This window comes from Thermofilum pendens Hrk 5 (genome assembly GCF_000015225.1).
GTDB lineage: Archaea > Thermoproteota > Thermoprotei > Thermofilales > Thermofilaceae > Thermofilum > Thermofilum pendens.
The window spans coordinates 860,171-872,318 of sequence record NC_008698.1; the positions used below are offsets into that span (position 1 = coordinate 860,171).

Genomic DNA, 12,148 nt, shown 5'->3' on the forward strand with positions numbered 1-12,148 from the left:
CGTTACTCCTCGGAGAACACCCTCGTCTCTGACAGGTCTATGTACACCTTGACTGGCGCCCTTTCCTCGAGACCCGAGGCGTCCCTGCTGGGGAATAAAGCTTCGAACGCCGCGTCCCCGAGACCGTCGAGGACAACCTTCGTCAAGGGGCCCAAGAAGACCCTATCGACGACAACGGCTTCTACCTCGATGTACCTGCCGTGGGGAGGCGGGTGTAGGCTCACGTGCTCCGGCCTTACGAAAAGCGTTACCTCGCCCGTGTAGCCCTTGTACTCCTCCGAGAGTAGCGACAAATCGAGCCTAGCGCCCCTGAACTCGGCCACGCCGCCGACCGCTCTCAGCCTTACAAGGTTCGACTCGCCGAGAAAAGACGCTACGAAGGCGTTCGCCGGTTTCCTGTAGACCTCGTCGGGGCGCCCAACCTGTAGGACGACCCCGTCCTTCATGAGCGCCAGGCGGTCCGACAGCATCATAGCCTCGTTCTGATCGTGGGTCACATACACGGTGGTCACCCCGGTCTCGCGCTGAAGTCTCTTCAGCTCCTTTATGAGCTCCAGCCTAACCTTGTAGTCGAGGTGGCTGAATGGCTCGTCGAGGAGCAGTAGGCGCGGGTCGCGGGCAAGCGCCCTCGCGATAGCGACCCTCTGTTGCTGCCCTCCGCTGAGTTGCTGGATCTTCCTGTGCGCGAACACCTCGAAGGGCAGGTGAACTAGCTCCAGGACTTCGCGCACGCGGCGCTCCGCAACCTCCCGCGGCACGCCGGCGAGCTCCAGGCTGAACGCAACGTTCTTGTAAACTGTCAGGTGCGGAAAGAGCGCCAAGTCCTGGAACACCATGCCGATATCCCTCTCGTAGGCGGGGAGCCCAGTCACGTCTACTCCGTCGAAGAACACCTTCCCGCGGTCCGGCGCAGAGAGCCCCGCGATAATCCTCAGAAGGGTTGTCTTCCCGCAACCGGAGGGGCCGAGAATGCTGAAGAGTTCCCCCCTCTCTACCTCGAGGGTCACCCCTCTAAGAGCCTCTGTGCGCCCTCGATCCCTGTACGTCTTCCATACGTCCACTACTTGGAGGCTAACGCCCTTCGCCATCTCTCTGCCAATGGCTAAAGTCTCTGCTTAAAAAGCTATTCATTAGCATAACGGAGCGGGCGTAGTGCCGCCGGGAGGAAGCCCCGGAGCCCCCAGCGCACAGGTAGCCAAGGCTCGGTATCCCACCGTGCATGGGTACGCTCCATAGGCGTCGGGACTAGCTGTCTAGCTTTACGTGATCGGCACCTTGTAGGGCTTCAGGCGCTTGATCTCCGACAAGACCCTCTCGATGAATGCGTCTACGTACGCCCAGCTGAACCCCTTCTCCTCGAGCAGGCTCCTGACGTAGGCTTCGGTCTCCCGGTAGCTCTTGAACCTCTCGTTTATCTCCCTCCACGGGATACCCTTTAACCCCTCGGCGAGCTTCGCGTCGAAGGGCAGAATCCCCTTCAGCATAAGGACGGCGATCGAGGGGTACCCCAGGTAGCCCCTGTACACAGACCCATTGTCGTTCGAAGCTATCCCCAGCTTTCCATCCCAGACAACCCTGTAAACCCTGCTACCATCGGAGCCAGTGACCCTCGCCTCCCCCTCCCCGACAAAGACAACCCTCCCATCCCCTATAGCCCCGAGAGCCTCGAGCACCTTCACCCTCGGGGGAACGCGCCAGTACTCCACGAGTCAAAGGACGCTTAACACTGCTATAAGCTTTCCGGAGGTTTAAGCCGGCTTGCCAACGGGCATCAGGTAGAGCGGGTCCTCGACTTCGAGTATACTGCTAACCTCCTCGTCCTCGAACGCCCCTATAGCCACGGTGCCAAGCCCCTCGTGGACCGCGTTTAGGTAAATGTTCTGCCCAACCGCGCCGACCTCTACCTCGGCGAGCGGCCCCCTACCCGTCAGCACCACGACGGCCGGCGCCTTCCTCACGGAGCCCTGCATGAGCGCCGCCCTCCACAGCTTCTCCGCGAACTCGCCGACCCGGACTAGCTCTAGCTCGAGCTCGGAGGAGTTGAAGCGGTACAACCCCTTCTCAACCCCCTTCACGCTCGTAGCAACCACGTAGCCCTCGACCGCGTAGCCGCCCCCCAGCTTGGGGTAAGGACGCGCTCCCTCGACGACCTCCCCCATGGACCACTTCATTATGGAGTCCAGCGCCTCGAGGCCCAGCGACGCCCTCGCGTAGTTCCTCACGCTACGCCTCGCAGCTACGACGTCGTCAAGGGGGAGCCCCTTCTCCAAGGCGAAGCCGGCGCAGTAGCCCGCAGGCCTGGAAACAGCTACCCTAGCGAGCACGTACTCGGCGGACCCAGCCCTGAACTCGTAGTCCACGAGCTCCACCGAGCCAGCCAAGCCGTGGCTGTAGATAGAGAGGAAGAGGTTCTGAAGGGCGTGCCCGAGCTCCATGCGGACGTACCTGTACCCCCTCTCGCCGTAGTACGTCGTCGTGCGGCCCGGGAAAGCCGTCAAGACGAAGCCCTCGAAGCCGGCGTCACCCCCAACCCTCGACAAACCGCCCCCGCAGGGAACATACCTGTAGAGCCCTCTCTCCAGCCGGAAGACCTCCCCCCTAGACGACACGTAGACCTCCAAGGGGTAAGTGGCGCCAGCCGAGGGGACAGTCCTAAACCTGCCCTCGCGGCACCCCTGAACGTGGAAAAGCATCCTCCTCAAAGCATCCCCGTCGCCCTCCCCGGGCCTTAAAGGTTGCCCGTTCGCTAGGCACCACAAAGCCTCCCTGAGTAGAGGGCGAGGTCTAAACGAGGGTTTCTCCTTGACCCACATAACTCCTCTACATGTAGAGAAGACAATAGATAAAGGTTTCGCGTACACCCAAGCATTCACGGCTCAACGTTTTCCAAGCACTGGGAGCGCAACCCGTCTTCAACAGCTTCACCCTGCACGACCCACGCGCGAAAGCTTTAACCCTCTCGAGATTCTCTCTTCCGGTATGCGTGTATACGTGGTAACCGGGAATGTGCACAAGGTAGCGGAGCTCTCCCTAGCGCTTAAGCCCTTCGGCGTCGAGCTGGAGCCCCTCCGCGCAGAGAAGCTCGAAGTACAGTCCGAGAGCCTCGAGAAGATAGCCCTCGTAGCGGCGGAGCACCTGCCGCCCCTCGACAAGCCGGCCATAGTCGAGGACGCGGGGCTCTTCGTGAAGGCTCTCAACGGCTTCCCCGGCCCCTATAGTAGCTACGCCTACAAGACGATAGGCTGCAGGGGGTTGCTGAAGCTCATGGAGGGCGTCTCCGACAGGGAGGCAGTCTTCAGGTCCGTCATAGCCCTCAGAATGCCGGACGGCTCGATACACCTCTTTAAAGGCGAGGCGGCGGGCGTGATAACAGAGGAGGAGAGGGGCACTGGGGGCTTCGGCTTCGACCCCGTGTTCCGGCCGCGCGGCTCCGAGAAGACATTCGCCGAGATGACGACCGAGGAGAAAAACCTGTACTCGCACAGGGCTAAAGCCGCGAGAAACCTGGCCGAGTGGCTAGTGAGGCGCGCTAAGGGTATTTGACGACAGTGGGCGAGTACTTCTCCAGGAACATCGGCGCGTAGATGTACGCGTTCTTCCACATGTCGCCGGAGCTTACGCTGAGAAAGCCGCTTCCCTGAGCCCTGTAGTCCAGGATCACTGTCCAGAAGGAAAGCGTGGCGCCGCTACCCACCGATCTGTATACGCTGTAGGGCCAGAAGTTGTACTCTATGGAGCCTTGCCGAGTACCCTCAGGAGCATAGGCTGTTGTGCAGAACCTTGCGTCGTTGCCGCCGATACTTCTGAGTAGCTGTACACCCGACTGGCTGAGCACGAGTGCCCTACCGAAGCTGTACACAGCGCTCCAGTGGGTGATGAGAAAGCCAGGGTCTGGTCTGCATAGCACTCCGCGGGGCGAACTTTTGACGTAGTCAAAGGAGAATTTATATGTTTGATTAGGTAGTCCTCCTTCGAAGCCCGCCGTTAGGTAGAGGAAGTAGTCGGCTATACCCTTCCCCATCTCGGTGGACATCCAGTACCCGTAGCCGCTCTTCGAGTATTTCCAGTAGATGTAGGTGATGACGGGTATGTAGCGCGTACCGTTGACTACCTGCACTATGGATAACGTGTCGTAGTAGTCGCTCCGAACGTCGTTGCACGAGTAGTCGTAGACGTTGCCTACCAGCGTGGTGTTAAGCACGGCGAAAATCCTTATCGGCGCCCTGATCCACGAGTACCTCAGGTAGTTGTAGTAGACGCTCCAAGTGCCGTAAGGCCTGTAGCGGCCGAGGTAGCTCCCGTAGACGTCGAAGGAGTGAAGGTTGTAGGGGCCCAGGGCGCTGTCCTTGTCGGGATCCCAGAGCACGAACGCGGCCACGCCGCAGTAGCTGACGTGGTCGTATCCGCGCGAGGACTGGTGCTCCAAGTCGACGAACTCGACGTCGTATAGCGGGTGCCAAACGTCCTTGTGAGTACTGCTGTAGGTGTAATTTATGCTGGAGGGGTACGCCGCGGGCTCGGCGTCCAGGTCGTCTATCCACCAAAGCGCTACGACCTGCTTTCTTACGCTGGTGGTCGGGAACTTTACCTGGAAGACGAGCCTCGTGTTGTACTTAGCTCCCTTGACGAAGTCCATCTGGGGGTCGGAGAGCCCCACGGGGACGTTCACCCATATCCCGTGCCACTGCACGGTGGTCCAGTTCTCGTACTGGATAGGCCTCTCGACAAGCGTACGTAGCGTCCCGTCGAGCGTGGCGTTCACCCTGATCTGCTTGATCGGTACGTAGGGGAACGGGGGTAGCTTGAGCTGGGGGTCTACGGCGAGTTTCTGTCCGAGCCAGAACAGCGATAGGTTGGAGCTCATCTCCAGCGTGTACACCTCGTTGCTGATATCGCTGGGCCTCTTCAGGCTCTGAATTTTACCGTCCTTGTCGTAGTAGTAGAGCGTGTCCGGGGTGTTCCTTTGTATCGCGAAGACGAGGTAGCTGTACGCAGAGCCCTCCACGACTATCCCCCTCTCGTCGGATACTACCACCATGACTGGAGCATATTGCTCCCCTGTCAAGGGGTCCTGGAAAACCTCTACTGCCGGCTCGAAGGTCACCGAGTAGTTCCCGTAGCCCTGGTACGTCACGTCCGTTATCTTTGCGAGCCTCCACTCACCCGTGTACCTGCCTTGGGAGTCCCTCTCGGGGTAGTAAACCCTCACCCACCCCTTCGAGAGGAGCCTGCCGTAGGGGTTCCCGGTTACCCTAGGGGGATCCGTAGAGTAGTCTATGTCCCCGTCGTACCTAACGTTTATGATTATCGTCGTGTTCCGCGGGGTCACCTGCACCGGCTTCCTGTAAACCGTCAGCGTTAAGCCGACGAAGACGTCGCTCTCCCAGTTGTAAAACCCAAGGTTCGTAACGTTAAGCTTCAGCCTCGCATAAGCGTAGCTCCCCGAGGTCGGCAGGTACCAGTAGCCATTCATCAAGTTGTAGACGCTCCTGGAGCGGCCGAGCTCCTTCGAGAGGTCTAGGCGTAGCACCTCGTAGCCCACCTGTACCCCGTACTCCGCGTAGGCCTTCGTCACCGACTGCCTCCAGTACTCCAGGTAGGTCTTCGCCGCCATCCTAGCGACCGTGAAGTTATGCCTGTTGTACATCGAGACGCCGTACTGGCTAAACCTCTCCGTTAGGTCGGAGAACTCGGAGTAGTTGAAGTAAGCCCTCGTCGCCACGGCTAGCATCGCGGCGAGCGCCCTCTTGAAGTCGGCGGTTATGGCGGCTACAAGCTCTCTGACTACGGGGCTCCTCGTCCTCAGGAACAGCGAGTGCGCTTGGTACACCGTTACGAGTATCGACATGAGCACGAGCCCTATAACCAGCACGGCGGCTACCACTATCTGGGCGCTCCTCCTGCGCAAGCCCGGTCACCCCGAGTACCCTATCGTGAGGAGGATGTAGAGCGCAGTCCCCCTAACGCTGTCCGGGTCCCCCGTGCAGACGTACGTGTAGCTCACGGGCTCGGACTCCACGAGCCTAGTGGTGTTCGTGTCGTAGTTAGACGCACACCCAAGCCAAACAAGGCTAGTGTTGCCCGCCGAGACGTCGAAGTCCACCCTGTACACGTCCATCCTGAAGAGTATGCCCGGCGGGAGGCTCGCAGTCGCCATCATCGCGAGGTCGTACAGAGTGCACCCCCCGCCCTGCGCCGCGGAGGGGTTCAGGTTGGCAAGGGTTTTCTCGAAGACACCGTTATCAGCCATGTTGTTTAAAAGGTTGTACGCAAGCCTCCTCAGATCGCTTGTCTCCCGCACATAAACGCTTCGCAGAGGCCTCGCGAAGGACATCACGAGGAGTATAATCGCTACGACCATGAACGTAGCTAGGACAGCCTCAATTATCCTCACCTGACCCCTTCTACGCGCCACACCGCGCCACCTACGGGAACCCCTCGACCCTCCTCCATATCGTGAGCTCGACGACGTAGGGGTAGCTGTATATCGTGCATATCCTTGGACCAAGCGTCACGGAGTTCGCTGGCTGAGCTTTCGAGCCACCGTAAGAGATGTCTATGCTCGGGATCCTGTTCACCACGATTACGACGGGGCTCCCCCTGAACTGGGCGAAGACGAAGATGTGGCTCGAGAGGGGCTCGACATACTTAACGTAGCCCACGAGGTACCACTGCTTCGCTGACGGGAGAACCTTTCCAGCGTTGTTGCAGAGAGGGTCGTCGTTGCGGAAGTTACCTGTCGAGTCCCTGCACCACACCACGGTCGTAAAGTTCAGGAGGTTCTGGTACTCTGGTACTGCTTGGAGAAGTTCGTCCTTCACGTGAACTGCTCCAGAAGTCTTTCCAACCTCTATTGTTCTATCTACGAATATGTACTTCCCGATGATATAGCCCTCGACGGGCACCCCCCTCTGAGCTGTCGGCGCATAGCCAGCGACGCTGACGAAGCCCTGCCACTCCGCCCTCAGTATCAGGAAGGCGAAGAACCACCTGTCTGTCCTCTGTTTGTTAAAGTAGTTGCTCAATTCGGATCTATAGTCAAGCGTACAGGTTCCCAGAGGTCCTGTGAGATTGCTCTTAGCGAATACTTGCTTTTTTTCGACTTCTCCATTGCCAGGATTCACCCTAACTATCACGTACATACCCGTCACGTTTGCGTTCGGAATCCCCAGCCCGTAGTAGTTGGTCACGTTGACCTGAAAGATGGACGAGAAGTTCCAGTTACCGAACTGCCTGTAAGCCACGGGCTTAACGCTTACTACTAGCATGGGCCTCATCCGGAGCCTGAAGCCGTAGTTCTCGCTTAGCCCAAGTAGCTGCGCGAGCCTGGAGGCGTTGAGGAGGAGGGGGTTCGGGAGCGTGCTCAGGTTCGCGAGCCGCATCACCTTGTCAGGGTCCACGACGTACGGCGTCCTCGTGCCAGCGAGCGCTAGCCCGAAGTCCGTCAGCGTGTCCGGGGTTACCGAGATATTCGTCCCCCAGTCCGCCGGGTAGCCCGGGGTAAGCACGATCTTATCCATAACCCTCTCCGCCACTGTGAATAGCTGTTCCTCGTACACCGTGCCCAGGGTGTTCATAGAGGTTGACGCCATGCCGTACGCTACCGCTATGAGCAGTACGATGAGCACCCCCAGGGCGAGGTACTCGAGCGTGGCCTCCATGAATACCCCTGAAAACTATCCTCAGATACGCCTTAATAAACCTGAGCGCGCGAGTCGCAGGGCTTTAAGGCGTCTGGATCTTCGCAAACCCGACGTAGATGCTGTTTCCATCCCTGAAGGCCACTATAGCGGGCTTGTAGCCGGGTGGTAGCGGTAATAGTATTGTGTCTGAAACGGTTAAGCCGCCCACCTCCCTGGATCCCTTCACGGCGTGTACGGGGCTCTGCCCGAAGTTGGGCGTTACGACGACTCTTACCTGCTGGTATATCTGTAGCCTAGCCGTGACGTTGAGCACGTTCTCGCTCGTCTCCCCTATGCTCAGCGAGTAGGGCTGCCCTGCGAGCGTATCGGGCACGGTGAGGTACATGTAGCTCAGGTTGCTCCCACCCAGCGTGTACACCGAGATCAGCTCGACGACCTCCCTGGCGGCGCTCTCCGCCACCTCGGATAGCATGACGTTCTGAGACTGCATCTGGTTCAGGAAGAGGAGGAAGCTGAACGCCGCGAGGATAATTATAGCCACTTGTAGCAACGTAACCGTGCCTATCACGTGGGAGATAACGGCGCTAGGCGTAGCATATCACCTCGTGCTAACCTCCACCGTAGCAACCTTGACTACTACAACGAGGCCGTCTGCCGGCGCTCCCTCGGGCGCGCGAGGGAGCTTGACTTGTTGTTGGAGGGTGCCCTGCTCCGCGAGTACGGCGAGGTCGCTGGACCCGTCGAACTTGTACTCTGTAACGTTTAGCCCCACGTTTCTGAAGACCACGGGTATGGTTCCGGAGCCGCCCAGGTAGCCCGGCTTCAGCACGACTACGTGTATTGTGAAGAAGTTGTACCTTTTAACGCTACCCCCCACAGTCACGTTTATCTGCCCGTTGTAGAAAACCCTCACGCGCGTGTACATGTACGCGCACGCCCTCTGCGAGAAGTTCTCGTAGACCACGACTATGGGTTCACCGCTCTCGACGATAAGCTTTTTGAGCTCCCCTTGAAGGTCTCCCGACTCGGGGTACAGGAGGCGCGGAGAGGTCGTGACCAGGGGTCCCCCGCACACCTTCAGCCTGAGCGGGTAGCCGCTGAACACCTGCTGGATTCCTCCTCCCTGGACACCCCAAACCCACACGGAGAGCGGGGAGGATGCCTTCTCGAAGGATATCCCCGTGCTCGTAAGGCTGAACCTCACGTAGCGGGATCCCCCGGTGCCGAAGGCTACTTGTTCGAGCGCTGTTGCCGCGTAGGTTAACTGCTCCTTCGCGTACTCGTACTCCATTGTCTGCCTGTTCATGTCTATGAGGGACGTCGAGTAGTAAAGGGCTACGGAGACTATGGTCAGCATTATGCTCGTGAGTATAACCGCTGCTATGACGGGCGATATAGCCTTCCTCATAGACCCCTGCATAGATAAAGGCTGAGGCATAGATAACGCTTTTCTATGCTATTCTCTTCTCCTGCGGATCACCACCACTACTATCACTATGGCTACCACTGCTACTATCGCGACGAGGATTATGGGCTGGAAGAGGGCGCCGGGCGCCTCCTGCGCGCCAGCGGTAGCCCCGGGCACCGTGTAGGTGACCGTCTGGGTCTTCGAGCCCCAGGGGGAGTTGTAGGTGGCTACTACCTGGTAGCTACCGGGGTCGAGGCTTAAGGGCAGGGTCGCGGTACCCTCGACTGCGGACGCCCCGTCTATGCTCGTAGGGGTCTTGCTGAAGGACGCGTCCGGGAGGGAGGTCGCGAAGACCACCGCTCCACCGCTACCAACGACTTTCACATCCACGTTGGAGTTCTGGTAGAGGGGTGATACCCTCACGACTAGTGTGCCGGCGGTAACCTGGAGGGATACCTTGGGCTCAACTCTCACGGACTTCACGGTGAACCTGGAGGTCACCGGCGAGTACTTGTTCGAGTCAACCTTGACCGCTACCTGTGCCTCCCCCTCGGGGAACGCCGCGTATATCGTAGGGCTGAAGCTACCGGAGTAGACGGGTTGCCCTCCCCAGTAGACGGTCACCGTTGCCTGCTCGTCCTTCTCTACGGGCGGCGTTAACGCTATGCTTATCGGGACGTAGGCGCCCGCGACCACCGTGCTCGGCGCCGAGACCTTAGCCTCCCTTACGGGCTTAATGGATAGGCTCAGCGGGTATACGTAGGTGTACGTGTAGCCCCACGGCGTCGTCGCGGCGACTTTTACCTGGACGCTGTACTGGCTCTTCACAAACGGCCCTAGCTTGCTGACGTTCATGAGGAACTCCAGCGTCCTCCTCTCGTTGACGTTCATGCGCCCCGTTGTGAGAAGGTAGCACTGGACGGGCGCCCCCTCTACCTGGGCTTGGGCGTTCTCGATGTACCCCTCGCCCTGCACCCATATGTCGACGAAGAACCTGACGACGTAGGGCTCGTAGTCTATCTTCAGGTAGGGCTCGACGTACACGTACGTCTTCGGCGCTATAACCCTCACGGGGATACTCGTGAACGCCGAGTAGTAGCCGGACTCCTGTATCGGGGAGCCTCCCTTCGGGACCGCCTCGTAGTAGTACGAGAGGTCTATCCTGAGGCTAGTGTCCTTCACGTCCCCGGGCGCCATCTGCGACGCGAAGAACCTCGGGGTAAGCTTTACGGAGAGGTACGCTTGCCGGCCGAGCGAGAGCGGTATGGGGGTGTCGGGGACGTACTCGTAGACGCTCGTATCCACCGTGAACCTAAGCGCCTTGAGGTAGAACACCTTGAGGTCTCCCTCCACCTCGGTTATCGTGACGGTCACCGGTACCTCGTACTCGTTAGTAGCCACGAGCTCCGACGGAACCTTCACCGATACCTTTAACCATATGGGGCCTATCTTTACGAGGGACTCCTTCTGGGTCTGCTGCGAGAAGGCAGGCTGAGGAGCGGCGAAGACTACTAAAAGGAGGAGCACCACCAGGATGAAGCGCGCGGAGGATACTTGCAAGCTCTCTCTCCGTTTACTCCTAACCATACACAACACTCCTCCCATCCGGCTATAAATCTATAGCGCACAACGTGTTATGCTTGGTCTTGCTTGACGTAAGTTTTCCTCAGTGTCTAATGACTTCCCGTGAAACTGTGTCTATAAACGGTGTCTATCGAGAGCATTAGAAGTAATGTTAAGGTTCTTGCCCTTAACTTTGATCGGCACGCGTTCCAGCTATTCGAGGCCGTACGTCGAGAAGCGTAGCTTCCCAACTTTCTCCTCAACCACTCTCCGGTATCTCTCGTCTAAGTAGGCCCTGTAGAGGCACGTCTTGCAGAGAGGCCTGGAGGAGGGTTCCCCGCAGACCGCGCACCTCGAGGGCTTTCGGGAGGGCTTCCTAGCCGTTTTCCTCGCGAGCTCCTTTACCGCTAGGACCCTGTACTTGAAGCCGGGAGAGGAGTCCTCGACTTCGTTTACCCAGTGCCTTATCGGGTGCCTGAGCGCGTAGACTATGTAGGGGCACTCCACGAACGGCGTGTAGATGTTCCTTATCAGCGTGTAGGCAAGCACCTCCTTCTCCGGTATGAAGTAGAGCGGCTTTATGCGGGGGACGAGGTCCCCCTCTTCCGCTCTCTCAGAGACGATACCCTCCCTCAGTATCCCCTCGACGTGGTTCTTTAAGGCGTTCATCACGAAGACCTGTACCTCGTCGTCCAGGTTATGCCCCGTTGCGAGCTTGTCCGCGCCTGCCTCCCGGGCGGCGTGGTTCATCACGTACCTCCTCAAAACGCCGCAGACACTGCACGGCTTTACCTTGAACCCCTTCTCCCTCAGAGCCTTCACCGCCTCGTCCAGCGTGAAGCCGAAGTACTCTTTGAACGACCCTACGATTATCTCGACGCCCAGCCTGCCGGCAAGGCTCCTCAACGCCTCGAGCTTGTACTCCCTGTAGCCCGCTATACCCTCGTCTACCGCCACCCCGAAGACCTCCACGCCGAGCTCCCCGGCGAACCTGGAGAAGAGGTAGAGAGTGGTCAGGCTATCCTTACCCCCGCTAACAGCAACGGCTACTCTCTCGCCCCTCTCGACGAGCTTGTAGAACCTGACGGCCTCCAGGAAGCGCCTCTCGAAGTACTCCGCGAAGTGCTCGCTACAGAGGTAGTCCCCCAGGTAGGAAACGTACACAGACGCCCTGCGCCCGCACACGTAGCACTTGGCCAACAGGTCCGCCCCGCTAACCGCCCGATACCACCGAGTGAAGTTTCACGCGCGTCCCAGGCTTCACCGGCTCGTCCTCGGCTACAACCTCCCCGTCGACGGTTACGACCACCTCGCTGACCCTAAGCCCGAGCGTAGTGACGAGGTCCCGGAGAGTCGAGCCCCTGGGAACCTCCACCTTCCTCACCTCCCTGCCGAACACGTCTACCTCGACGGACACGTACTCCTCGACGCCCATAGAGCACCCCAAAGGATCCGCTCACCAAGGCTATAGACCTTTCGCGCACGACCCTGCGTATACCCCCGGGAACGGGCACCTCCTGAACCTATCGGCCTT

Annotated in this window: 12 protein-coding genes; 1 reads left to right on the plus strand and 11 read right to left on the minus strand. The window is 59.1% G+C overall.

Annotation, left to right across the window (positions count from 1 at the left end; all coding sequences use genetic code 11):
- Positions 1 to 2: 2 nt before the first annotated feature.
- The 3 genes from TPEN_RS04700 to TPEN_RS04710 all read right to left on the minus strand — a co-directional run bounded on the left by TPEN_RS04700 (position 3) and on the right by TPEN_RS04710 (position 2,813).
- Positions 3 to 1,088, minus strand: a complete 1,086-nt coding sequence (locus tag TPEN_RS04700; protein WP_011752579.1) for an ABC transporter ATP-binding protein — start codon at positions 1,086 to 1,088, stop codon at positions 3 to 5.
- Positions 1,089 to 1,259: 171 nt separating this feature from the next.
- Positions 1,260 to 1,706 carry a hypothetical protein gene (locus TPEN_RS04705; RefSeq protein ID WP_011752580.1) on the minus strand — a complete coding sequence of 149 codons (447 nt, stop codon included), beginning with the start codon at positions 1,704 to 1,706 and terminating at the stop codon, positions 1,260 to 1,262.
- Between the two features lie 42 nt (positions 1,707 to 1,748).
- Positions 1,749 to 2,813 carry a SagB/ThcOx family dehydrogenase gene (locus tag TPEN_RS04710; RefSeq protein ID WP_011752581.1) on the minus strand — a complete coding sequence of 355 codons (1,065 nt, stop codon included), beginning with the start codon at positions 2,811 to 2,813 and terminating at the stop codon, positions 1,749 to 1,751.
- A gap of 166 nt (positions 2,814 to 2,979) precedes the next feature.
- On the opposite strand from TPEN_RS04710, the gene TPEN_RS04715 reads away from it, so the two are divergent.
- Positions 2,980 to 3,543: an XTP/dITP diphosphatase gene (locus tag TPEN_RS04715; RefSeq protein ID WP_011752582.1), complete on the plus strand. Its 564-nt coding sequence runs from the start codon at positions 2,980 to 2,982 to the stop codon at positions 3,541 to 3,543.
- Here TPEN_RS04715 and TPEN_RS04720 read toward each other — a convergent pair.
- The 8 genes from TPEN_RS04720 to TPEN_RS04755 form a co-directional block, all read right to left on the minus strand.
- Entirely contained in the window at positions 3,530 to 5,908 is a 2,379-nt protein-coding gene (locus tag TPEN_RS04720; protein ID WP_011752583.1) for a hypothetical protein, read from the minus strand. The two genes, TPEN_RS04715 and TPEN_RS04720, sit on opposite strands and share 14 nt — an antisense overlap.
- A 6-nt stretch (positions 5,909 to 5,914) precedes the next feature.
- A complete protein-coding gene (locus tag TPEN_RS04725) occupies positions 5,915 to 6,415 on the minus strand; it encodes a hypothetical protein (protein WP_011752584.1) in 501 nt (166 codons plus the stop codon).
- 10 nt (positions 6,416 to 6,425) lie between these two features.
- The gene (locus TPEN_RS04730; protein WP_011752585.1) at positions 6,426 to 7,661 is read right to left on the minus strand and encodes a hypothetical protein; all 1,236 of its coding nucleotides are present in this window, start codon (positions 7,659 to 7,661) and stop codon (positions 6,426 to 6,428) included.
- Positions 7,662 to 7,725: 64 nt separating this feature from the next.
- Positions 7,726 to 8,211, minus strand: coding sequence for a hypothetical protein (locus tag TPEN_RS04735; protein ID WP_011752586.1), 486 nt, complete (start codon positions 8,209 to 8,211; stop codon positions 7,726 to 7,728).
- A gap of 30 nt (positions 8,212 to 8,241) precedes the next feature.
- Positions 8,242 to 9,051, minus strand: a complete 810-nt coding sequence (locus TPEN_RS04740) for a hypothetical protein (RefSeq protein ID WP_052885151.1) — start codon at positions 9,049 to 9,051, stop codon at positions 8,242 to 8,244.
- A gap of 48 nt (positions 9,052 to 9,099) precedes the next feature.
- Positions 9,100 to 10,638, minus strand: coding sequence for a hypothetical protein (locus TPEN_RS04745; RefSeq protein ID WP_011752588.1), 1,539 nt, complete (start codon positions 10,636 to 10,638; stop codon positions 9,100 to 9,102).
- 189 nt (positions 10,639 to 10,827) lie between these two features.
- Positions 10,828 to 11,814, minus strand: a complete 987-nt coding sequence (locus tag TPEN_RS04750; RefSeq protein ID WP_011752589.1) for a TIGR00269 family protein — start codon at positions 11,812 to 11,814, stop codon at positions 10,828 to 10,830.
- Between the two features lie 13 nt (positions 11,815 to 11,827).
- Entirely contained in the window at positions 11,828 to 12,049 is a 222-nt protein-coding gene (locus TPEN_RS04755) for a MoaD/ThiS family protein (RefSeq protein ID WP_011752590.1), read from the minus strand.
- Positions 12,050 to 12,148 lie beyond the last annotated feature (99 nt).

Coding starts and splice junctions, on each gene's coding strand:
- TPEN_RS04755 (WP_011752590.1), bottom strand. CDS start 12,049: ATGGGCGTCGAGGAGTACGTGTCCGTCGAGGTAGACGTGTTCGGCAGG.
- TPEN_RS04700 (WP_011752579.1), bottom strand. CDS start 1,088: ATGGCGAAGGGCGTTAGCCTCCAAGTAGTGGACGTATGGAAGACGTAC.
- TPEN_RS04715 (WP_011752582.1), top strand. CDS start 2,980: ATGCGTGTATACGTGGTAACCGGGAATGTGCACAAGGTAGCGGAGCTC.
- TPEN_RS04710 (WP_011752581.1), bottom strand. CDS start 2,813: ATGTGGGTCAAGGAGAAACCCTCGTTTAGACCTCGCCCTCTACTCAGG.
- TPEN_RS04745 (WP_011752588.1), bottom strand. CDS start 10,638: ATGGTTAGGAGTAAACGGAGAGAGAGCTTGCAAGTATCCTCCGCGCGC.
- TPEN_RS04730 (WP_011752585.1), bottom strand. CDS start 7,661: ATGGAGGCCACGCTCGAGTACCTCGCCCTGGGGGTGCTCATCGTACTG.
- TPEN_RS04740 (WP_052885151.1), bottom strand. CDS start 9,051: ATGAGGAAGGCTATATCGCCCGTCATAGCAGCGGTTATACTCACGAGC.